This is a genomic window from Mucilaginibacter lappiensis, assembly GCF_900155965.1.
In the GTDB taxonomy this organism is placed as follows: Bacteria; Bacteroidota; Bacteroidia; order Sphingobacteriales; family Sphingobacteriaceae; genus Mucilaginibacter; species Mucilaginibacter lappiensis.
The window spans coordinates 87,613-110,946 of the sequence record NZ_FTMG01000007.1; the positions used below are offsets into that span (position 1 = coordinate 87,613).

The window sequence follows — 23,334 nt, forward strand, 5'->3', positions numbered from 1 at the left end:
GCTTTAGACCTTTTTCACTCCATTTTTGAGCAGAAAAGTGTTAAAATTGAAGGTTTAAAAAGTTTTTATTTGCCTTTTGATACGCCAATACTTTTGGCATCATTATGCAGCACGATGAAAGGTTGGTAAAGGTCCCAATTGGGTTCTATATCTTTTTGCACCATTAGCCCTTTTGCTGTAAATGAAAAATTCCCCAGGATGATATCGGGGTAACCATCATGGTCAACATCGGCTACATCCATAGCTATCCAGCGGCCATATTGGTTAACAGGTATGGCATGTACCTTAAACTTACCCGGAGCGGTTTGCTCATGATAAGTAAAACCTTCTTCGGGATAGTACTTAAAATCGGGGAAGAAAGCGATCACCGCAATGTCGAGGTCGCCATCATGGTCAAAATCGGCCGCTATGGCCTTTGAGCAGCCATTGATATGGTAAAAATAGGTTTGCTTAAATTTCCAGTTACCCTGGTTGGTAAAAATATACACACCATGATACGGTTTAAATACCGGCGAAAAATCGTTGTTATCGCCGCAGGTATACACAATATCCAGCAGGCCATCATGGTTAAAATCAATCAACTGAAAACTACTTGAGCCATACACCGAGGGGAAACGCAATAAATTCTGACTGGTAAAACCACCCTTTTTATCATTCAGGAACATCCAGATCCCCTCATCGGCCTGGGCAAACAGGCAGGCAATATCCGGCCAGCCATCATGATTGAAATCACCGGTAAAAACTTGCGTGGCACCGGGTAATGCCCGCAATATTTTTTTGGTAAATTGACCTCCGGCTTGTTGTTGCATCAGATACAAGCCGCCATTATTGCGCCCGAAACCGCAGGATACATAGTCGGTAAGCCCATCTTTATTAAAATCGGCATAGGCACTTTTTACAGGCCTGGGTAAACTATCGGTAATTAAGGTGGAATCGTTTTTGGCAGACCTGTTGAGGTTAATATTAATCAGCTTTCCTTTCAACGCATCACTTGGTGGTAAAAAACCAATACAAGTAATTACGGCTCTGTTGACTTGGTTCTTTGATTTAAAAAAATTAATATCCGTAACCGGCGATTGAAATTTTTTGACCAGGGTTGGTTGCAGATCACTGTTCCATTTGTATAGGTTATTGCCTGCATTACCGGTATAAATGAAATGATCATTCGGATTGTAAGCCACCATTGTGGTCATGGCCTGCAAGCCTTTGCGATTGGTGTTTTGGGGTTGCCTGAGGCTAAAGATGGCCCAATCTTTTACCGCAGTAGGTTTGGGGATGATCAGCTTTTTGGGCGATGTATTTTTATAATACGCTACTATCTTATACCAGTCTTCCTTGGATATACTAGTGCTTGCTGATACCAGGTAGTTACCCATAAAACTTTTGAAACCAAATTTGGGAGCCATTGCGGGCATAATACCTGTTTCCCAGGTAGCACTGTCCAATAGTGACGGATCCGGAAGCTGGTGGCAGCTTGAGCAATGCGTTGTGGCCAGCTTTTTTCCATCGGCTAAGTACTCTTCTTTGCTCTGGGTATTGTTGTTATTGTTGGAACAGCTAATGGTGAACATCGCTATACTTAACACCATAACTTTCAGTAAACACAACCTGTTTACCGGCATCCTGAAGTTTTTAGTCATGTACACATTTCAATTTAGGCAAACACAAGCAGGGTGCAACTTTTATACTTATTTTTTGGTGTGGTTTTCAAGCACTATCAAAGGTAACTTTTTATCCCATGTGGGTTTAAACCCGGGTATAAATAAAAACCCACTTGAATAGTTACCCAATATAATATCTGGTTTGCCATCATTATTCAGATCGGCAACTTCCATACACATCCAGTGCCCGTACTGGCTTACCGGGATGGCATGTGGTTTAAAATCAAAAGGTTTAACCTGTTCAAAATAGATAAACTCTTCGGCCGGGGTATTTTTCATATCGGCAAAAAAGGCAATCGTGGCTATGTCCAGATCGCCGTCGCCATCAAAATCTGCCGCGATGGCCTTAGTACAACCATTGATGGGATAAAACCAGCGCTGTTTAAAATTCCAGTTGCCAGTATTGGTATAAATATACAGGCCGTGATAAGGTTTTATCCTGCGCGAATCATGATAATTATAACCGCATGTATAAATCAGGTCGGGATTTCCGTCATGATCCATATCAGCCAGCTGAAAACTGGATGAGCCGTATACCGGTGGAAAACGCAGCAGGTTTCTTTTGGTAAAGCCTCCTTTATGGTCATTTAAAAACTGCCAGAGACCTTCGTCGCCGCTGCCAATCAGTACCATTACATCGGGCCAGCCGTCTTTATTAAAATCGCCGGTAATTGCCTGAACGGCTCCTGGTTTATCGTAAATCGTTTCCTGGCTGTAGGTGTGATCAGGGTTCTGCTTTAGGAGAAATACACCACCTTTAAGCTTGCCGGCCCCACAAACTATCATGTCGGTAAGGCCATCTTTATTAAAATCGGCAAATACGGTTTGCTGAGGCCGGGGCAAGTCTGATGCTATAAAGGTTTGGTCGCTGTTTAGTTCCTTAGCATCCAGATTTACTTTTACAATTTTGCCGTTGGGGAAATCGGCGGGTTCCAGGCGTCCTATACAGCTAAAATAACCTGTGTTGTTACCGGCTGTATCTTTTGTAAAATTCACATTTACAGCTGGTGATGGCAATGTACCCAGAGAATCGGATTTTAAGTTATTGTCCCAGCCAAGTAGTTTGCTGCTAGTGAAATCGGCGCTGTATAGTTTATGCGTGTACGGGTTTACCGCTACCATAGTGGTAAAACTGTTATAGTTTACAGGCGCCGGCATTTTTAGTGTAAAACCAGCCCAATCATTTATCAACGGGATGGGCTTGGGCGCAGCAACGATGGTATCGGGAGCTGTTTTTTTATAATACGCTACCAGGGCAAGCCATTCCTGTAATGATGAACCGGCGGTATCTGCCACATTACGCTTATAATAGGTTGACCCATAAATGGAGATATGCATAAAACTTGCCATATAAGGCAATACATGCTTTTCCCAAACATCTTTACTTAAGGCATTGGCGGGTACCAAAGCATGGCAGCTTGTACATTTTTCCTGGGCCAGGTTTTGCCCATCAACCAATACATTGCCTGTTAACTGGTAAGGCTGTTTAGTTTTATTTTTGCAGCTGTTCAAGAGTGTTATACCAGACAACACCGCAATAAATAACACTATATAAAATGTTATGAAATAGCTTTTCCTCATAGAACTACCTGTTGACTATTTTTTAAGTTTTAATTTTTTCCAAATGTACTCGCCTACCTGACGGCCTTGAACTGCGCCCTGATCAACACTATTACGATAGTGTATCCCTCCATAAAAACGGCTGACCGAGGTTTCGTCAGCAGCTTTTAAAAAGGAGTCAAAATGGCGCTGCATACCGATGTATCGCAGGTCGCTGGTATCCTGGTAAGCGAAGTTATCGCCAAACATATGAGTTAATATGATTGCTGATGCACCACTGATATCGCTGTGTCCGCTCGGGAATTCCGGGAACGGAGGGGTCTGCAGCATGGGTAACCAGTTAGGATCAATTTTATCATTAATAACTGTTACCGGTCTGATGTAGTTGAGATCATACTTTACTTGCCAACCGCATATAAACGCGTCAAAAAGAGCTATGGATGTTAAGGCATAGGCTTGTGCCGTTTTCACCACATCGGCATGAGTTTGCTTACAGGCAATGGCGGTGATACCTATCCAGTGACCGCCGGGTGTAATCTTTTTATTGGCAAACATCACATGCCCGCTATGCTGAATTACAAAAGGGTTATCATCCCAAAATTTAGCGATATCGATCTGTTCTTTGTTCAGGTTCTTACTCTGCTGATAAACCTCTAAATTCTGTTTAAAATAGGCGCTGTTTTTATCCTCACTAAAAGATGGCGGAGGCGGCAACTGGAAATTGGTTGAGGTATCTACCGCAAAAGTATGCATGGTGCCCCAGCAAAATTCCACTCCATCCAGGTAATCGGGCGGTGTTGGGTGCCATTGACCGGGGTTATCGTTACCTAAAAACCTGGGTTTGCCGCGGGTTTGAGGGTAATTGTCGACAGAAGCCCGTTTGAGTATGTATTTGCCAATTTGTTCGCCAAATGCGATGGAACGGGTATACGTAGAATCGTCAAGGTTATCTTTATAGCTGGCAAACACTTTATTCTCATACTTTTTCAGGGTATCAACAGAAAAGGTAACCTTATGGGCTACAGTAAAAAATGCCTTTGTGGCGGCCAAAGTAAAATTGTAGGATCTGTTTTTTTGAGGCTTCGGAGGCTCACCAAAGCCTCTGAGTTGCGCAGTAATGGAGTTGTAACCGGGGTTTGCATAACGTACCGCTTCATAAGCTGCAAGTGTGGTATACCCATAAATACGACTGGCAACCGGTGGGGTAAATACGTCATATATAATTACCTGCGTTAGCTGATCGACGTTTTGGTGTATTACATCCGTATCTTTCATTAATGCCATCTTCTTTTTATCGCCGCAGCTAAAAAGAAAAAAAATGCAGGTAGCAGTTATAACTATTTTAAAGCACCTCATATATCGATTAGTTTAGCTGTATGTTTCTTTGATGACCATTGCTATCAGTTATAGTTACTGAGGCCATATTGTTCTCAATATTAAAAAATCTGCCAGACTGCGACAAGAAAGAGCTACCGTTGTAAAACTCTTGTCGGCTTATCTTGCCATTTTTGTATTTAATAACAGCGTACATATCCAATGGCTGTAGGTTAACTGTTTTAACCGGTCTTTTTAATTCAAATAGTTTCATCACATCGCGGTTCTGTGTAGCGGCTAGTAAATAGTTTCCCTTAGCTCCCTTTAACTTAACGAGTGCCTTACCGTTACCGGGTACAAAAAGACCGCTTTGCAGCAATGTAAGCGGCTTAAAACCACCTTTACCATCGCCTTTGAGTATAAGACCATTAAAGGCATCATAACGGCCAGTGGTAACTTCGGTGCCAAAATCATTACCGTTGATGGCTACATCCAGATTACCGTCGCCATCAAAATCGTCAACGGTGATGCCGCATAGTTCAGACATTTGAGCTTCCAGCGGCAATGGTATAACAGTAAATTTGCCATTACCATCATTACGCAAATAGCACGACTGCAGATAATTTGCTTTTAACCTTATGGCCCCTTTACGCATTTCGGGCGTTATCACCGAATCCATAGTAGCTACGGCCAAAGATTTATAATTCTGGTACCGGACACGCATACCGATCATCTGTTTAATGATATCATCGCGCCCGTTAACCGGAAACTCTTTCATTACTCCCTGCTGATCTTTCAGAAAAACCGATGGAAAAGCATCGTAACTGCCGTTGCTATCAAAATCCTTCGCGGTAATAAATATAGGGTACTGATCTGTAGCCTTATAAAAAGTATTTAAACCGGTGTTACCCACTATATAATCAATATCACCATCATGATCAAAATCACCCGCGGCAATAGTGTTCCACCAGCCCAGTTTATTTTCGACCCCGGTATTATTGGTTACATTTTTAAAAGTGCCATGGTCATTCTGCAGGAAAGTAATAGGCATCCATTCTCCTGTAAGTATCAGATCGGGCCAGCCATCATTATTAAAATCGGTAAAAGTGGCATCACATACCAAACCAATATCCTTTAATGCTTTTGCGGCTGTTGCGGATACATCGGTGAATTTGATGACGCCCTTTTTGCTATCATTACGTAAAATAAAGCTAGAAACCGGCTTGGGATAGTTCCAGGGATCAACACGACCGGATACAAAAAGATCAAGCTTACCATCCCGGTTAAAATCGGCTGCTTTAACACACAGTTTACTGGTGAAGTTTTTTGGCAGCGCATCTGGTTGCAGTTTAAAGTTCCCTTTTCCGTCGTTCAGGTATATTCTGTCCTGATAATTTGCTGACCCGGATTCACTTTCGAAACCACCGCTGGTTATATATAAATCAAGGTGACCATCTCCATCAGCATCAAAAAGCAGGATGCCTTCATCTTTAACCCTAACCTTTTGCGATAAAAAGTCATTATGAGCCGAGATCGAGTTAAGCGCTGGCAACACATCTTTTGTTCGCGTCAATAAATCGCGCTGTATAAATTTGCCATTGGCTTGTTGTAATAATACCTGGGCGGGATATTGGGTTGTGCCCCCTACTACCATATCATCAAAACCATTACCATCTATATCACCAACAGCAACCGCCGGTGAATATTCTGATAATTTATGTGGTATCAACTTTTGAACATTAAAATCAACATAGTCTTTGTCCTGATGCTTGTAGGTAATACCCGCGGATGTGGTTATCTCCTTAAATAAAGACGATTTATTGATAACCGGATGATTGTAATTATAATTTTCTTTAGCGTCAGCAACATTTACCTTAAGCGTTTGATCAGCTTTTACATTTAGTAATACCTGCTTTTTACCGTTTTCCCACCTGATCACTACAGAATCGACCTGTCCTATCTTCCCTAAACCAAAGTGGGCAATATTTTGTATAGTTGATAAATAACCCCGGTAAGGTATATTTTCATACGCCTGCTGCTTGCCGTGATCATAGTAAATATTGGCCTTCGCTCCAATACCATTCAGGTTTTGGCTGCCCCCATGAAATTGTATGTGTAAATAGTGATGGTTATTTTTATCTTTTTCGCGGGACGTGTTTTTATAGATGAATGCCTCGTCGTCAATATTATTGATGATCATATCCATAGTACCATCATTATCCAGATCAGCATAGGCTGCTCCGTTTGAAAATGATGGAATATCCAAGCCCCAACTTTTGGTTACATCTTCAAATTGTAATCCATTAGTATTTCTGAACGCGTAATTGGATATTTTAACAATAGGGATTTGACCAAGCACCTGTTTTGTTGATGCTACTGAATAGGCCTGCTGCCTGAATACAATAAAATCATGATCGGTTACATCACGAGGGTAGCCGTTTGTTATTACCAGGTCACGATAACCATCATTGTCAAAATCGGTAAGCATGGGTCCCCAACTCCAATCGGTTTGTGCTACTCCACTTAAAAAGGCAACTTCGCTAAAAATGGGATCACCAATAGAATCGTTTTGCTTTACCCGTGGCCCCTGATTAATTTGTAATGTATTGCGTGTATATTGATACTGGTATTTATACCTGTCGAAATTTTGAAATATCTGGTAGTTGTTTGATGGCATGAACATCTTTTTCCGATAATTATCTTCGGGGTTCATGTCAACCTCAAAAACATCGGGCAATCCGTCATTATTTACATCTTCAATATCCTGCCCCATGGCGCTGTAAGATGTATGTTTAAAGTACTCCTGTGTTTTGTCTGTAAATGTGCCGTCGTGGTTATTGATATATAGGATATTATTGGGTAAAAAGTCATTAGTAACATAAATATCCTTCCAACCATCACCATTAATATCGGCTATGCTTGCGGCATGACCATAGCCCTCAATAGTGATACCGGCCTGTTTGGATACGTTGGTAAATACACCATGTTTTAGTACCGGGTTCCAGTCGTTCCGATAAAGCCTGCCTGTACTGCGATGACTACCATCTGTGATAATTGGCCTGAATGTACTCTGATTATCACTGGCTACAGCCTCGTTAACGGTAAGATACATATCCAGGTCGCCATCATTATCATAATCAAAAAACGATGCCATGGTGGAATGCACATTAATATCCAGGCCATATTCTTTGGCCATCTCTTTAAACCTGGGTACACCATCGGCCCCGACTCCCTGGTTTACATATAAAAGGTTGGTTCTTTTAACAGAATCGTCTAATAAAGTATTACACACGTAGATATCGGGTAGCCCATCATTGTTTATATCGACAACAGCAACGCCACGCCCCCAGCCACCTTTACCGCCAACCCCTGCTTTAGCTGTTACATCCTCAAACTTCATATTACCCTTGTTCAGGTATAAACGATTGGGCACGGCATTACCGATAAAATAAATATCTTGCAGACCATCATTGTTAAAATCGCCTATACCTACACCACCGCCATTATAAATATTAAGCATGGTGAGCGGGTTTATTTTTTCGTTTTCGACTATAGTGTTACTAAAGGTGATACCTGAGTATGATGAAGGTATTTTTTCGAATAATGTTGGCTTTTTGCAAGCCATAAATGCACATACGAAGAGACATAAAAAAGAGGTACTATGCTTCATGAAATTAATATCAGGCTATAAAAAAGGTGGAGATAAACATCTCCACCTAAAATTACATTTTTATAAATTATAACAGGTTTAAATTAATAACCTTTGTTTTGTACCAAAATAGTTTTACCGCCGCCTAATGATTTTGATAAATCAATCTGTGACTGAGGTATTGGATAATACTCATTTAACCCAGGGGTAAAATGTGCTCCCTGCAATTGAGAATTTATTCTTACATCATAAGCGAAGAAGGCATTAATTTCGGTTGCCATGCTACCGTCACTCACCAACGAGCCATTAGGAAGCCCTGTAGAAGCACCATCCCAGCGTTGTAAGTCAAAAAAACGGATACCCTCCATACCAAACTCAAGCTTCCTTTCAAAGCGAATAGCTTTGCGTGCATAATTTTTATCACTAAATGAGCCGGCTGGATAATCTTTCACAACATAATTATCTGCAGCGGTGGCACCTGCTGTATTTCTGGCATACGTAGAAGTACCGGTGCTGTATGCCGCACCTTTATAAACCCAACCATCCGGATTAGCAGCCCTTTCTCTCACCAAGTTAACATCCTGCTCTGCATTAGCGGTGATACCTACTTCAATTTCTGCTTCCGCAGCCATTAGCAGTATATCAGAATAACGCATCAAATTAATATTATTTGATGTAAGCTGAACATTGTTCCAAACACCAGGCGTAACATCTGAATTGGAGCCTTTTTCTGATTGCGAATAAACATTTTTACGTGGATTGAAAACACCATCTGTAGGGTCACGTATCCATGCAGCCGGAGGATTACCCCAGTCAAGATACGGAATATTAGGACGGCCTACAGTAATATCTAAACGGGGATCGACACTACCAGACCATGGAGTGGCCCCATTACTTACATCCTGACCAACAACATCAAAGCCCGTAACCAGCGGCAAACCGTTGGCATCGGTCTTAAATGAATTGGCTAATGATTGGGATGGATTAAACCAACCACAGCAACCGCCAGGGCCACCATAAGGAAAATTCAAATCATCGCCTGCATTACCATTTTGACCCAAACTACCATCATTTACGGAGTTTTGCGCCGCAAATACTGATTCAGGGCTATTCTTTTGTGAGGCTTCTGGACTAAAATTGGTTTGAAAAACTGGGTTAAGGGCATATTTTTGGCCACGTGCTGTAACCCCATTTGCTATTAAGTCCCGCAAAACTGGTAAAGCCTGGGTGTATTTATGCTCAAACATATAAGTTTTGGCCAAATATGCTTTTGCTGCCCAACTGTTAGCCCGACCAGCCTGCGGTTGAGTAGCTGGCAAATCTGTTATTGCTGCACTAAAATCTGCTTCAATTTTCGGAAATATTTCAGCGGTATTAGGTACATTATAATCCTTCATAGTTTCATCAACATAGGGCACCTGGCCATACATTTTCCTTAGTTCCAGATAATAAAAACCACGAAGAAATTTAGCCTCAGCTGCTAAAACTTTAGCATCAGATGCAGCCAAATCTTTAGCCAGTGGAATAGTTCGCAATACGTCATTTGACCTTGCCACACCATCAAACAATAAGGTATATCTGGCAGTAATATATGGATTTGCCGTATTTGCAGTAAAGTTACCAACAGGCAATGCATCCTGGCCGCCATCTGATGGTTGTGATCCTTTATAAGCATCACCTGCAGTAATACTACCAAACATCCAATTGGAGCCCGATGCGTTTGAACCTCCGCCTATACCACCTACACCATCCAACAAGGAGTAAGCACCTATCAACATCCCATTTACCCCTGCCGCGTTTGCAACATTTTCAGGTTTTAGGTTACCTAATGGATTTTGTGTTAAAAGATTCTTTTTACAACTATATGCCAGGCATAGCGCCACCAATACTAATGGTACTATGACTTTTAAATGTATTTTTTTCATAATTTCTTTTCTTAAAACATTAAACATTAAAATGTTGCCTGTAATCCAATGCTATATCTCTTCTCGTTTGCAGGATAGTTACCAAAGTCTATTCCGAAGCTGGTATTATCACCCGATGTACTGTTATTCAAATTTGAACCCTGAAGCTCAGGATCTAACCCGCTATACTTGGTGATTGTAAATAAATTGTTTCCTAGTACAAATATTCTGAGTTTGGAAACTCCTATTTTAGCTAAATCTGCTGTCGGGAAGGTATATCCGATTTGCAATGATTTCAATCTCAAGAATGATCCATTTTCAATATAAAATGAGTTAAATGCTCCGGTATTACCCAGGTTAGCTTGTCTGGTTAAAATAGGAATAGTTGCCTTACTGTTGTCGGCACCTGGATGCCATGAATCAGTTATGATATTTGATGAAACGTTACCATCAAACACAGCAGGGAAACTTGTCCAATATTTAACATAATTGGCCACTTTATTGCCATAAACCCCGTAGAAGAATGCACTAAAATCGAAACCTTTATAACTACCATTCAAGTTTAAACCACCTGTAAATTTAGGATTAGGATTACCGATAAATGTACGGTCATTGGCATCAATCTTACCATCGCCGTTAACATCTTTTAATTTAAACAAACCCGGCATAGCTCCTGGATATTTAGCAGAACCATCAACATCTGCCTGGCTTTGATATAAGCCTAAAACCTGGTATCCAAAAAATTCACCTACTGGCTGGCCTGGTTGTAACCTTACAAAGTTTTGCAGACGGGTTGAGCCTCCTGAGTTAACATCGAGGTATGGTACACCTGAGTTTAATGAGTTAACTAAGTTACTGTAATGGCTAACATTTAGGCCTATATTAAATTTAAATGCATTGATGCTTCCATGGTAATTTAAGCTTGCGTCAAACCCTGTATTGCGTAAATCGCCGGCATTCACATATGGAGGATTCAAGATAGCTCCAGGTGCCAGTATTTGTGATTTAAATAATAAGCCTGATGTTGTTTTCTTATAATACTCAAAAGAAAAATCAAGTGCATTATTAATAATAGTTGCGTCTAAACCGATATTTAATTCTTTATCGGTCTCCCATGTAGTAAGCGGGTTACCTACCTGGGTAAGTGAACTACCCAATATAGCCGAATTTCCGGTTCCATTAATATCATAATATTGCGTACCTGCTCCCGCAGTATACAGGTTAAAGGCGTTATATTGTTGGGTTTGAACACCGCTTAATGATCCTAAAGTACCATAACCGGCACGTAATTTCAAATCATTGATCCAGCTTGCACCTTTCAGGAAATCCTCTTTTGAAAGCCTCCAGCCTACTGTTGCTGATGGAAAGGTACCGTAACGATGACCCGGCGCAAAGAAGGAAGAACCATCACGCCTGATAGTACCGCTTAACAGGTATTTATCGTCATAGGCGTAATCTACCCTTGCAAAATACGACTGAATTGTGTTTGAATATGGTGCAAAACCATTAGCACTATTAGCATTTGTTTGCCCTGCAGGTGAACCTGTATCTAAGGATACATAATTAGGATCAATTGAGGCTAAATAGGTGCCTCTTTGGCCTTGTAAAAAGCGACCGTAGTTATTGATCGATTCTTCGCCGGCTAATACTTTAATACTATGCTTGCCTATTTGCTGATCGTATCTTAATGTATTTGTCCAGGTATAGCTGCTGTTATAGCCTGAATATTCTGTATAAGAATTGGCGCCAGTGTTACCTTCCGCATTTTCATAAGGAGTAGGGCTAAAATAGCGATTCCAGAAATTATCCACAGTTCCACCAAACTGGGTACGTGCGGTAAAATGTTTCAGGAAGTCTACCTCAGCAAATAAATTGCCTTGTATTTGCCAATCCTGGTTATTACCCCTTAACTGGGTATTGGCCAGGTTCCGCTGAACAACGGCTACTGGATTCTGAGAATTACTTAATCCAGGTGATCTTGAACCTGCGTAATTGCCCATAATATCATAAACAGGTATAATTGGTGGTTCGCGATAAATGAAAGAAATTGCATTGCCTTCATTCTGGTTACCTATCTGAGGGTTGTTTTTGTTAAAAACATAAGCATTTTCGCCTACGCGAACATGATCGCTAATGTTGAAGTTTGTATTGGCTCTTAATGAATAACGTTTTTCATACGTTCCTATTAATGTACCTTGCTGGTTCAGGTAACCTACAGACATCAAATAGGTTGATTTATCGCTGCCACCGCTTGCAGTAATATTGTGCGATGTTAAAGGTGCTGGTTTAAATACTTCATGAAACCAATCGGTACCTTGTTTATTTGCCAAAGTAATAGGATTGGCACCAAGTTTGTCTACTCCGTTTGGACCTAAACGATTAGGATCAAGAGGATTTCCTGTAACAGGATTCAGATTATACCAATCAGGAGTAGTTCCAGGGTCTCCTACATGAGCGCCCGCTGGTGTGATGTAATCAGGGAGAGTGAAAGTGCCTGTTCCAAGCGGGTCAAACTGTTTATTGGTATTTCCATTAACACCTCCTCCAATTTTGCCATCATTTTTAAATGATTCATACTCGGCTTCCATGTAAGTTTTGGAGTCTGCCAGTTTAAAACCATCAGCTAATGGCCGGGTAGTTCCGTATAAACCATCATAAGTAATTTGCGCTTTACCTGATTTACCCTTTTTGGTAGTTACCACTACAACACCGTTTGAACCACGCACACCATATATTGATGCAGAACCAGCATCTTTCAATACCTGGATTGATTCAATGTCATTAACGTTAATATCATCTAATTTTCCAGGAGTACCATCTATAATAATAAGTGGTTGTGTGCTGAAAATTGATCCTACACCGCGAATATTAACAGATGCTGTACCACCCGGTTGTCCGGAGTTGGTAACCGTTACACCAGATGCCTGTCCTTGCAACAATGACGAAGTGTTACCCGCAGGTACAGATTTCATCGTGGTTACATTAACAATAGCTACTGAACCGGTGATGTCCTTTTTACGTTGAGATCCGTAACCAGTAACAACAACTTCATTCAGTGAATTGCTGCCGGCTTGCAGCGTGACCCTAATATTGGCATCTGTGCCTACTTTTATTTCGGTGGTTTGATAGCCGATGTAGGAAATCACCAGTGTATTCCCTGGACTTAGGCTCAGCGTGAATTCGCCGTTAACATCTGTTACAGAACCTGTGGTAGTACCCTTAATGCGTATTGACGCACCTACTACGGGTAATTTATCGTCGCTACCGATAACCTTACCCTTGTACTTTGTTTGTGCTGTAACTACCAATGAAGAAACAAGGCAGCATAACAGCACACCAAGGAATCTTCCTTTTAGGAGTAAACTTTTAAACATGAGATTGAGATTTAGTTGATTAATATATTTGATTTAAGATTGTAAGTCGATAACCGGAGTTTTAAGTTTGTAATTGGACTATAAAATATTCGGGAATGAATAGCTTGCCGGGTAAGGAAAACCTAGTGGTGTAACTTTTAAAATAGCAACACTTAAATTTAGAAGATTCGAAAAATAAAGAGTGTAAAAGTTTTATCATATGATCTTCCCGTAATAAATTTTAAACTTATTCCCAGCTACCATCCGTTTTTGCATACCCTTTCGGGTTAAGCACACTAAGATAAAATGTTATAATAATATTAGATTCAGTGTAATTTCTGTCGCTTCAGAAATTTAAATTGGCTACTCATCTAATGTAATGAGAGTGTACTGTTTACACAAGGGAAAAATGAAGATTTACAAATTAATTATTAGTAAATCATTATAGCAATCAAACATGACATTTTGTGAATATTTTATTAATAAATTATTAACAAAACACCTTCTTTTATAAAAATATAGCAATGTAAAATTGTTAATACCACCGATACTATACTCCAAAAAGTTGATTATGAACAATAATTATTAATAGAAGAGAATAAAATCTATTTCTTTTTCGGAGAACGAACCACCAGACCGTCACGCAATCGATTTCATTTTAAGTGTTAAAAATATGCTTATAGCCGTAAATAATGTCACAATAACACTTATAACAAAACATACAAAACTGTTGCACAACTATTTACAAGATTAATACACATCTTTAAAATTGTCAAAAAAACACTTATTAACACTCAAGCTACTTTCTTCATTTTCCAAAAAATTCAAAAGGGCGGAGATATTATAATATCCCCGCCCTTTTAGGCCCATTAAGAAAAATTCAGTTTGTTATTTATTCCATTGTACAGAAGCATTGTGGGTATCACTGGAGTTTGTACCAATTTGAATAATGAATTTGCCAGGCTCCCAATCATACTTAAGTTGGCTGTTATAAAACTTAAGCTCATCAGGAGAAATGGTAAATGATACTTCTTTTTGTTCTCCTGGCTGCAGGCTTATCTTTTTGAAATCCTTCAGCTCTTTTACCGACCGGCTAATGCTGGCTACCGGATCGCTGATATAAAGCTGAACTACTTCTTCGCCGGCATACTTACCGGTGTTGGTTATGGTAACAGTTGCCGTAAGGTTCTCATTACCTTTTAATGTTGTTTTATTGAGCTTAACATCAGTATAGCTAAAAGTAGTATAGCTTAACCCGAAACCAAATGGATAAAGCGGGTCGTTTGAAATATCAAGATAATTTGATTTAAACTTTGATGGCCCACTAGTATATGGCCTCCCGGTGTTTTTGTGGTTATAATAAATAGGTATCTGACCTACACTGCGTGGAAAGGTAGCGGTAATTTTTCCTGCAGGGTTATAATCGCCAAACAGTACATCAGCTACTGCATTACCGGCTTCGGTTCCCGGAGCCCAAACCTCCAGTATGGCACTGGCGTGTTTATCTTCCCAGGTTAAAGTCAAAGGGCGGCCATTAAATAATACAATAACCAACGGTTTACCCAATTTGGCCAACTCTTTCAACATATTTTTCTGACTCTCGGGAATATCAATATCTGAGCGGCTTGATGACTCGCCCGACATGCTTTGTGATTCCCCAACCACAGCTACAATCACATCTGATTTTTTAGCAGCTTCAACCGCTTCTTTCAGCAATTCATCAGCAGGTTTAGGGTCAACCGTTACCATTTGCTGACCAAAAAAGTTCAGCCGCTGTATAAATAAACTATCTTCAGTAATGTTGGCACCTTTGGCGTAATTAATAATAACCCCATCTCCTACAACATCTTTAATACCCTGCATTACACTAATTGATTTTTGCCAATCGCCGGCAACAACCCAGGTGCCCAACATATCGCGTTGGTTATTTGCCAGGGGACCTACCAGTGCAATGGATCCTGCTTTTTTAAGCGGTAGTGTTTGATTACTATTTTTCAGCAGCACAAACGAATGTTTAGTAATATTGCGGGCTTCTGTACGGTTTTCGGCTGTTAATACATCTTTAGCTTCGCGGCTTGCATCAATTGATTTATAAGGATTATCAAATAATCCCAATTTATATTTGGCTTCCAACACTCGGCGGCAGGCCAGGTCAATTTCCTGTTGGGTTACTTTACCTGCGGTCAATGATTTTTTTAATGTAGTTAAAAAGCCTTCGCCTACCATGTCCATATCTAATCCTGCTTTAAGAGCTAATGCTGATACGGTTTGCAAATCGCCCAATCCGTGTGCCGTCATTTCATTAACAGCAGTATAATCAGATACAACAAAACCTTTAAAACCCCATTGTTTACGTAACACATCCGTTAACAGCCATTGATTACCCGTGGCCGGTACGCCATCAACCGTATTAAAAGAGCTCATAAAACTACCTGCACCGGCATCAACTGCCGCCTTATAAGGTGGCAGATAATCCTGATACATTTTAATCCGGCTCATATCCACCGTGTTGTATTCACGACCGGCTTCGGCACCACCGTATAAGGCAAAGTGTTTTACACAGGCCATCACCGCATCGGCGTTTTTCATGCTACTGCCCTGATAGCCCTGTACCATGGCCTTAGCCACTTGCGAACCATACCACGGATCCTCACCCGAACCTTCTGAAATACGGCCCCAGCGCGGATCACGGGCGATATCAACCATGGGTGAGTACACCCAATTCAAACCTTCGGCAGTAGCTTCTTTAGCCGCAATCTGTGCCGACCGTTTGATCAGGTCCATATCCCAGCTAGCTGAAAGCCCAAGTGGAATAGGAAAAATAGTACGGTGCCCGTGAATCACATCCAATCCAAAAATAAGCGGGATATGTAGCCTGGAGTTTTTTACTGCCAGATCCTGTATCTGTTTTACCTGATCGGCTCCCCATATACCAAATACACCACCAATAGCACCATTTTTTATCTTTTCCTCAACACCCTTATTTACTACAGAGCCTGTTGTTGCGGCACCGATAGTTACCAGGTTAAGCTGTCCGATTTTTTCATCAAGGGTCATCTTACTCATCAAACCGGTAACATAAGTATTCATTTTGGCATCCTCGCTTTTGGTTTGGGCCGATACTTTATAAAGGGGTATCAATGCCACAAAACAAAGCGGAATAACCTTATTGGTGATTCGGGTTGAAAAACACTTTTTCATTTTTTTAATTTAGAGATAACAGAATTGGATAAACAAATATGAATAAAATAAAAGCCATGTAACTGAATATTAATTACTTATTTTAATAGAAAGTTACCGGTTTAAATTGGTTGCAATAAAACAAAAACAATGGTGTATAAAGTACACAATTGTAATTATTATAATTAAATAATCAAACTTTATTTGTACAATAGCACAAATGTTAACTAAAGAACAACTTATTGAATATAGCGAAGACGCGCGCAAAACTTATCTCGATCATATTTCTATCGATTGCGTTGTTTTTGGCTTTCATGAGGGGCAGATGAAGGTTTTGCTGCTAAAACCCGATGATGAAGAGAAATGGTTGCTGCCCGGTGGTTTTGTACAGAAACTTGAACCCATTGAAATGGCCGCTAACCGCATATTGAAAGAACGTACAGGTCTTGATAAAATATTTTTGCAGCAATTTCACATTTTTGGCGATCCCGATCGTGCAAAATTTCACCATGACCTCTATAAAGACACAGTACCTGATGAAGAAAACTGGTTTGCCAAGCGCTTTTTATCGATTGGATATTATGCCTTGGTTGATTTTTTTGGAGTTGTACCGCAAGCCGACCAGTTTTCTGAACTTTGCACCTGGCGTGATCTGGATGATATGCCCGAGCTTCTGCTTGATCATGAACTGATATTTAAAACTGCCCTGGATACTCTACGCCTCCAACTCAATTATCAACCTATAGGTTATAACCTGATGCCCGGAGAGTTCACCATGCCCGAGCTGCAAAAATTATACGAAACCATTCTGGATAAAAAGCTGGACCGACGCAATTTTCAGCGCCGCATACTTGGCTTTGGTATCCTGACCCGGGCCGAGCAACCCCGTAAAGGAGGGGCTCATAAAGCTCCCTACTTATACTCTTTTGATCTGGAAAAATATCAAAATGCCCTAACCGAAGGTTTTAAAGGCGGATGGTAGTTTTAAGCCCGAAGTGCTTAGCCTTTAGCCATAAGTAAAAAACGATCATAGACTTTCGACTTAAAACTCAGGACTTAGAACTTCTGCCTACTCGGTTATATATTCCAGTTTTACTTGAATATTCAAATCTTCGTGCATTTTGGCAAACTGCCTGGGGTTACGCGTAAAATCAGGATCGGTATCCATGTACATGTTAATAATTTTCACCTCCTCCGGATGTTTATCCGTGCCTATATTATAGGTAAGGCCATCACCACTTTCCAGCTTTTGCTTTAATTCCAGGTATTGCTTACCTGTTATCATGATCATTTTTTCTGCGGTCATTAGTTTATTTATATGGGGTATAATGATGGTATTTATCCGTTAAACTTAAATATGTTAAAATCACTTATTTGCCTGACATGCCTTGCTGCCTGTTCAGTTTATTATATTTACCTTCAAATATAACTGATATAATTTCGCTTAATGCTTAACCTCAAAAAATTACTCGCAATAGTACTCTTATCTGGTAGTACTATCTCATACGCGCAGGTTAACCTGCCCATAGCCGTAAATTTGCAAAATACCTACACCAAAGGAACACGTACTAAAGCAGGCGCTCCAGGGAAAAACTACTGGCAAAATACCGCAGATTACCATATAAAAGTAAGCTTAGCCCCCCAAAGTCGGAATATTGCCGGCACAGTGGCTATTGATTATACCAACAACAGTCCCGATACGCTTAACACAGTTCTGTTTAAGCTTTACCCTAATTTATATAAAAAAGGGGCAATTCGTGATATGCCTGTATCTGCTCAGGACCTTACCGATGGCGTACATATCAAATCAATCAGCGTTAATAACCAACTACAAGACAGCGCCAAACACCGTATTGAAGGTACCAATATGATGCTGAACACTCATTTATCACCCGGACAAAAGACTCATTTTGATATCGAATATGCCTATACGCTCAACAAAACATCGCATATACGTACCGGGCAAATTGATACCGGGGCCTTCTTTGTGGCGTATTTTTTCCCGCGCATAGCCGTTTATGACGACATTGATGGCTGGAACGAATTTCCATATCTGGGCTCGCAGGAGTTCTACAACGATTTTTGCCATTTCAATGCCGAAATCACCGTGCCAGGCAATTACCAGGTTTGGGCCACCGGAACCCTGAAAAACCCCGAACAGGTATATAACCCCAAATATGTAAAACTCATAAACCAAGCCGGCATCAGCGATAAGGTAACCGATATTATTACCCAGGCCGATATCCAGGCCGCCGATATCACCAGAAACAACCCTACCAATACCTGGAAATTTGAAGCCGACAGCGTTACCGACCTCGTTTTTGCTACCAGCAACCATTATATCTGGAAGGCATCAAGTTTGGTGGTTGATCCTAAAACCAATCGCCGTACCCGTGTTGATGCTGTTTTTAACCCAGCTCATAAAGACTATTTCGAAGTAATTAATTACGCCCGCAAAACGGTAGAAACTATGAGTTACCAGTTCCCGAAATGGCCATACCCTTACCCGCATGAAACTGTATTTGACGGGCTCGACCAGATGGAATACCCCATGATGGTGAATGATAACCCGGTAGAAAACACTGCCGATGCCATTGAATTAACCGACCACGAAATATTTCACACCATGTTCCCTTTTTATATGGGCACCAACGAAACCAAATACGGCTGGATGGACGAAGGCTGGGCCACTATTGGCGAATGGCTCGTCAGTCCGGTTATAGACCCCATCATTGTGGATACTTATGGCATTGCTGCAACAGAAAATAGTGCCGGGATTGAGCAGGATGTGCCTGTCATGACCTTAACCCCGCAGCTTACCGGCGTTTCAAAATTCACAGACAGCTATCCTAAACCTGGCCTGGGTTATTTATATGTAAAAGATATGCTGGGCGATGAGCTGTTTACCAAAGCACTCCACTATTATATTAGCCAATGGCATGGTAAACACCCCATGCCTTATGATTTTTTCAACTGTATCAATACCGGCTCAGGTATCAACCTTAACTGGTTCTGGAAAAGCTGGTTCTTTGATAATGGACAGCCCAACCTGGCTATCAGCAAGGTAAGCCACCAACTGCAAAAATATAGTGTGACTATCACCAGCATCGGTACCAAACCTGTACCCATTAATCTCACTGTATATTACCAGGATGGCAGCTCGCAGCTGGTGCATCAAAGTATTGCCTGCTGGGCCAAAGGCAATAAAACTACCGGTGTTACCTTCGTGGCTAAAAAACCGGTTAAACAATTGGTGCTAGGCACCACCTATGATCCGGACACCGATAAAAAAGATAACATCTGGAAACCCTGATCAAAAACTTTTTAAACCTTAAATTTTAACACTTTTCCGACCAAAATCGGGTAAAAATCGTTCGAAAACTGCTCGAAAAACCCTCATTTTAACACTTTTTAACAAATTTTAACACAGTTTTGATGAGTTTTAAAAGGTTTAAAAAGTCATAAATATCTGACTATCAAATAAACACACACCAAACAGTCGGTTTTTGAGCTTGTTTTGGTCTTAACAAAACAGCCCGATTTTCTCTTTTAGGAGAAAAACCGGGCTGTTGATTCATATAAATATACGAAAAATTATAGGAAGATTTGGTGGAGGGGTTCGCAGATTCTAATTTCCGCCACAGGCGAGGAGGATGATCTTGCAAAGCACAGATCGGGGGAGTCAACTCTGTCTGAGCAAAGTACCAATCACCTTAAAAATCATAAACCGTTACCCCAACTCCTTTATCTGTAAGTTCATTGGTGATGATAGGTTCTATTTTGTCCCACGTGCCTCCCGCAAGCCCACAGCCAATTCTGGGCATATGCACTGTGGCCCCATTTTCGCGCGCAAATCCAGCCACTTTTTGAAGGCAGTCGCGGATAGCCTCATAACGGATGGGAGGATTTCCCTGCTCATCCTTATAAACCTTATGCTGTCCTATCATATTGGCAACCCATATATCCGGTTCAACCGGTACAAATTGAACCTGACCAAGCGTAAAACTCAGTTGTGATTTATGCCATTGCCGATATTGCTGCGCGGGTTCTGGCCAGCGTTTTGATATAGCCAGTACAAAACCTTTACCCCAGCCACCGATATCGTTACAAACGTGAACTATAATTTTATTTCCGCCCCCAGCTGGCTTTGTTGCATCACCTTTTAAATAAATAATATCCATGCTTAATCAAATAATGCGAAAGATAAGACAATCCTCTTTGAAGTACTATTTGTTCAACTCTTTGAATTCAATTTTAACTTGCAGGGTAAATAAATTTTGCTCACTTTTATAAAAATTACTATGTATATACATAATTACATATTAATTCCGTTTTAGATCAATAAACCAATTATAAAAATTTAGCGAATGGACTTTTTACACGCCATATGGAATCAATTTACGGGCTTCTTTGGATTTGGCCAATTAATCGAAATCATCAAATCGGGCGATTATGGCAAGCTGCTTACCTATGGGGGGTTTACTGCTTTATTGGTACCCATCATGCCCTTTTTACTCGTGATCGAGATTATCCGGGCGGCATTTTACAAGCGTTTTAAGGTGATCAATTATAAGCTGACTTTTGTATCCTACGTGTTCAACGCCTTCATTGGCCGGGTAATATCCATTGCCATGGTAGGTATTTGCATTGGCCTGTTTGAAAAGTACGCCATATTTAAACTTTCGTTTACCTGGTACTGGTTTATTTATGGGTACATCGTGTGGGAGTTTGGCCATTTTTTATATCATTATTTCGGGCACAAAGTAAGGTTGTTCTGGTGCCTGCACTCCACCCATCACGCCCCCGAAACCATGAATCTTTCGGTAAGTTACGCTCACTTCTTTTTAGAAGGACCTTATGCCGATTTTATCCGCACCACTACCTGTATTTTGCTGGGCGTGCCACCGGCCATGTTGTTTGTGATTATGTTTATTGACGGCTTTTGGGGGGGTATGATCCATATTGGCGAAAACCTGGTACATGATGGTCGCCTGGGTTTCCTGAATAATATCATCTTAACTCCGTCGCACCACCGCGTGCATCATGCCCGCAACCCACTTTATATGGATACCAATTTTTGCAACCTGCTGAACATCTGGGATAAGGTTTTTGGCACTTACCAGGTTGAAGACCGCGACATACCTATCGAATACGGGATCAGTCGCCCGATGATCAAGAACAGCTTCCTGGATGCTTATTTTGGTGAGATAGTTGCCCTGGCTAAGGATGTATACCGGGCGCCGGGCATCAAAAACAAATTCCTGTACATGGTAATGCCCCCGGGATGGAGCCATACCGGCGATCATAAAATGACCACCGTAGTAAAAAAGAAATATTTTGAAGAGCTGCTGCAGCAACAGACCAACCCTGTAAACGATGCAGACAAGGCAGGCACCCAAAATAACGAACCTGTGCTGTCATAAGCATGATGTTCGTAAGAAAAAAAAGAATTGTCATTTCGAATGAGGCACGAGGAGAAATCTTCTTCGGCAAGCAATTTGGGATTTGTACACAGCACAAGATTTCTCTTTCGCACAACGCTTTGCCCTACGCAGCTCTATCGAAATGACATTTTTTTGAGTTTTGATTTTCTCCAGCCCAGCGTTGCTTGCCGCAAAATATCCGCGATGATATCCCGGGATTTGCCTTTTCATCAAAATAGCCTTACTTTCATTATTAATAATGAGTGATCCTATATTTAAATTGAATGGCAGGGTGTGGATAGAGATCGGGGACGAAAAAGTTCTCGGCCATGGGCGGGTAGAACTGTTGGGGCGCATCCAGGCTTCCGGTTCTATCAGGCAGGCTGCCCTGCAAATGAAAATGTCATACAAGCAAGCGTGGGACCTGGTAAACCACATGAATGAGCACTTTGGGCAACCGCTGGTGATATCCCACCGCGGAGGTAGAGGTGGTGGCAATGCAGTGATAACCGAGTATGGTATAAGGGTGATCGGGGAGTTTCACCTGTTGCATCAAAAATTACAGGAGTTTTTAAAAGATAGTAACCCAAATATCCGGCTATAAATTTTCGCCCAGGTTAAATTATATTATCAGATTGAACAAAAGTCTGGCGTACAATTTATTTTTCTCCGCCTTCTGTTATCTTTAACACAAATTTTTAAAAAACCTTATGGAACAAAAACCTTCAAACGCGTTTATAGGCGCTGCATGGGCAGCTTTAATTATAGGCTTTGTAGCCTATAACATTGGTTTATGGAATGCGCAAATGCCCCTTAACGAAAAAGGCTACTACTTTACGATACTACTTTTTGGATTGTTTGCAGCTATATCTGTACAAAAAAGTGTTCGCGACAGATTAGAGGGTATCCCTGTAACCAATATTTATTATGGCTTAAGCTGGGCTTGTACTCTCATCCCGATTCTATTATTAACCATAGGCTTGTGGAACGCCACTTTAACATTGAGCGAAAAAGGCTTTTATGCCATGTCCTTTTTACTAACCTTATTTGCGGCCATAGCGGTACAGAAAAATACCAGGGATATGATCAACTATGATAAGGTATCCGGCAAAAACAATAACGTAGATTAATTTGGGGTCTTCTTTCCAACCCTTTAAGCCACATTTCTTAACTGTGTTTTCAGATTTCAGACGAAGTTTTGAAAACTTAAGTCTTTGCATATACAATGAATGTTATGCTGATTTCTGTCGAAACATGGAGAGCAGGCCTTTGCGCTCAACCCTTCGACAA

At 40.9% G+C, this 23,334-nt stretch carries 14 protein-coding genes; 5 read left to right on the forward strand and 9 right to left on the reverse strand.

The features are described 5' to 3' along the window. Positions 1-65 precede the first annotated feature (65 nt). The 7 genes from BW976_RS14745 to bglX form a co-directional block, all read right to left on the reverse strand. Positions 66-1,640 carry an FG-GAP-like repeat-containing protein gene (locus tag BW976_RS14745; RefSeq protein WP_139332307.1) on the reverse strand — a complete coding sequence of 525 codons (1,575 nt, stop codon included), beginning with the start codon at positions 1,638-1,640 and terminating at the stop codon, positions 66-68. A gap of 48 nt (positions 1,641-1,688) precedes the next feature. Next, on the reverse strand, positions 1,689-3,173 hold the full coding sequence (locus BW976_RS14750) for an FG-GAP repeat domain-containing protein (RefSeq protein WP_175614113.1): 1,485 nt from the start codon (positions 3,171-3,173) through the stop codon (positions 1,689-1,691). A gap of 84 nt (positions 3,174-3,257) precedes the next feature. Next, the gene (locus BW976_RS14755) at positions 3,258-4,505 is read right to left on the reverse strand and encodes a vanadium-dependent haloperoxidase (protein WP_245834703.1); all 1,248 of its coding nucleotides are present in this window, start codon (positions 4,503-4,505) and stop codon (positions 3,258-3,260) included. A gap of 79 nt (positions 4,506-4,584) precedes the next feature. Then, positions 4,585-8,160, reverse strand: coding sequence for a VCBS repeat-containing protein (locus BW976_RS14760; protein ID WP_245834704.1), 3,576 nt, complete (start codon positions 8,158-8,160; stop codon positions 4,585-4,587). Positions 8,161-8,288: 128 nt separating this feature from the next. Beyond that, entirely contained in the window at positions 8,289-10,109 is a 1,821-nt protein-coding gene (locus BW976_RS14765) for a RagB/SusD family nutrient uptake outer membrane protein (protein ID WP_076374268.1), read from the reverse strand. 26 nt (positions 10,110-10,135) lie between these two features. Next, positions 10,136-13,462, reverse strand: coding sequence for a SusC/RagA family TonB-linked outer membrane protein (locus BW976_RS14770; RefSeq protein ID WP_076374084.1), 3,327 nt, complete (start codon positions 13,460-13,462; stop codon positions 10,136-10,138). A gap of 867 nt (positions 13,463-14,329) precedes the next feature. Continuing rightward, a complete protein-coding gene (gene bglX / locus BW976_RS14775; RefSeq protein ID WP_084192202.1) occupies positions 14,330-16,642 on the reverse strand; it encodes a beta-glucosidase BglX in 2,313 nt (770 codons plus the stop codon). A gap of 199 nt (positions 16,643-16,841) precedes the next feature. Here bglX and BW976_RS14780 point away from each other — a divergent pair, with 199 nt between their 5' ends. Then, positions 16,842-17,603 carry an NUDIX hydrolase gene (locus tag BW976_RS14780; protein ID WP_076374085.1) on the forward strand — a complete coding sequence of 254 codons (762 nt, stop codon included), beginning with the start codon at positions 16,842-16,844 and terminating at the stop codon, positions 17,601-17,603. A gap of 87 nt (positions 17,604-17,690) precedes the next feature. On the opposite strand, the gene BW976_RS14785 is transcribed toward BW976_RS14780, so the two are convergent. Further along, on the reverse strand, positions 17,691-17,927 hold the full coding sequence (locus BW976_RS14785; protein WP_076374086.1) for a hypothetical protein: 237 nt from the start codon (positions 17,925-17,927) through the stop codon (positions 17,691-17,693). Between the two features lie 141 nt (positions 17,928-18,068). Here BW976_RS14785 and BW976_RS14790 point away from each other — a divergent pair, with 141 nt between their 5' ends. After that, complete coding sequence (locus BW976_RS14790; RefSeq protein WP_076374087.1) at positions 18,069-19,934, forward strand: M1 family metallopeptidase; 1,866 nt, start codon at positions 18,069-18,071, stop codon at positions 19,932-19,934. Positions 19,935-20,334: 400 nt separating this feature from the next. Here the strand turns inward: BW976_RS14790 and BW976_RS14795 are convergent, their stop codons facing one another. Next, positions 20,335-20,802 carry a macro domain-containing protein gene (locus BW976_RS14795; RefSeq protein ID WP_076374088.1) on the reverse strand — a complete coding sequence of 156 codons (468 nt, stop codon included), beginning with the start codon at positions 20,800-20,802 and terminating at the stop codon, positions 20,335-20,337. A 186-nt stretch (positions 20,803-20,988) separates the two neighbouring features. Between BW976_RS14795 and BW976_RS14800 the strand changes: the two genes are divergently transcribed. The 3 genes from BW976_RS14800 (at position 20,989) to yiaA (ending at position 23,174) form a co-directional block, all read left to right on the forward strand. After that, positions 20,989-22,044 (forward strand): sterol desaturase family protein, encoded by a 1,056-nt coding sequence (locus BW976_RS14800; RefSeq protein WP_076374089.1) that lies wholly within the window; start codon positions 20,989-20,991, stop codon positions 22,042-22,044. Positions 22,045-22,303: 259 nt separating this feature from the next. Then, the gene (locus tag BW976_RS14805; RefSeq protein ID WP_076374090.1) at positions 22,304-22,648 is read left to right on the forward strand and encodes a winged helix-turn-helix domain-containing protein; all 345 of its coding nucleotides are present in this window, start codon (positions 22,304-22,306) and stop codon (positions 22,646-22,648) included. A 106-nt stretch (positions 22,649-22,754) separates the two neighbouring features. Beyond that, a complete protein-coding gene (gene yiaA / locus BW976_RS14810; RefSeq protein ID WP_076374091.1) occupies positions 22,755-23,174 on the forward strand; it encodes an inner membrane protein YiaA in 420 nt (139 codons plus the stop codon). The last annotated feature ends 160 nt before the right edge of the window (positions 23,175-23,334 follow it).

Excerpts from the sequence above, each read along its gene's own strand:
- BW976_RS14745 (WP_139332307.1), bottom strand. The coding sequence starts at position 1,640 with ATGACTAAAAACTTCAGGATGCCGGTAAACAGGTTGTGTTTACTGAAA.
- BW976_RS14755 (WP_245834703.1), bottom strand. The coding sequence starts at position 4,505 with ATGGCATTAATGAAAGATACGGATGTAATACACCAAAACGTCGATCAG.
- BW976_RS14760 (WP_245834704.1), bottom strand. The coding sequence starts at position 8,160 with ATGGCTTGCAAAAAGCCAACATTATTCGAAAAAATACCTTCATCATAC.
- BW976_RS14765 (WP_076374268.1), bottom strand. The coding sequence starts at position 10,109 with ATGAAAAAAATACATTTAAAAGTCATAGTACCATTAGTATTGGTGGCG.
- BW976_RS14770 (WP_076374084.1), bottom strand. The coding sequence starts at position 13,462 with ATGTTTAAAAGTTTACTCCTAAAAGGAAGATTCCTTGGTGTGCTGTTA.
- bglX (WP_084192202.1), bottom strand. The coding sequence starts at position 16,642 with ATGAAAAAGTGTTTTTCAACCCGAATCACCAATAAGGTTATTCCGCTT.
- BW976_RS14780 (WP_076374085.1), top strand. The coding sequence starts at position 16,842 with ATGTTAACTAAAGAACAACTTATTGAATATAGCGAAGACGCGCGCAAA.
- BW976_RS14785 (WP_076374086.1), bottom strand. The coding sequence starts at position 17,927 with ATGACCGCAGAAAAAATGATCATGATAACAGGTAAGCAATACCTGGAA.
- BW976_RS14790 (WP_076374087.1), top strand. The coding sequence starts at position 18,069 with ATGCTTAACCTCAAAAAATTACTCGCAATAGTACTCTTATCTGGTAGT.
- BW976_RS14795 (WP_076374088.1), bottom strand. The coding sequence starts at position 20,802 with ATGGATATTATTTATTTAAAAGGTGATGCAACAAAGCCAGCTGGGGGC.
- BW976_RS14800 (WP_076374089.1), top strand. The coding sequence starts at position 20,989 with ATGGACTTTTTACACGCCATATGGAATCAATTTACGGGCTTCTTTGGA.
- BW976_RS14805 (WP_076374090.1), top strand. The coding sequence starts at position 22,304 with ATGAGTGATCCTATATTTAAATTGAATGGCAGGGTGTGGATAGAGATC.
- yiaA (WP_076374091.1), top strand. The coding sequence starts at position 22,755 with ATGGAACAAAAACCTTCAAACGCGTTTATAGGCGCTGCATGGGCAGCT.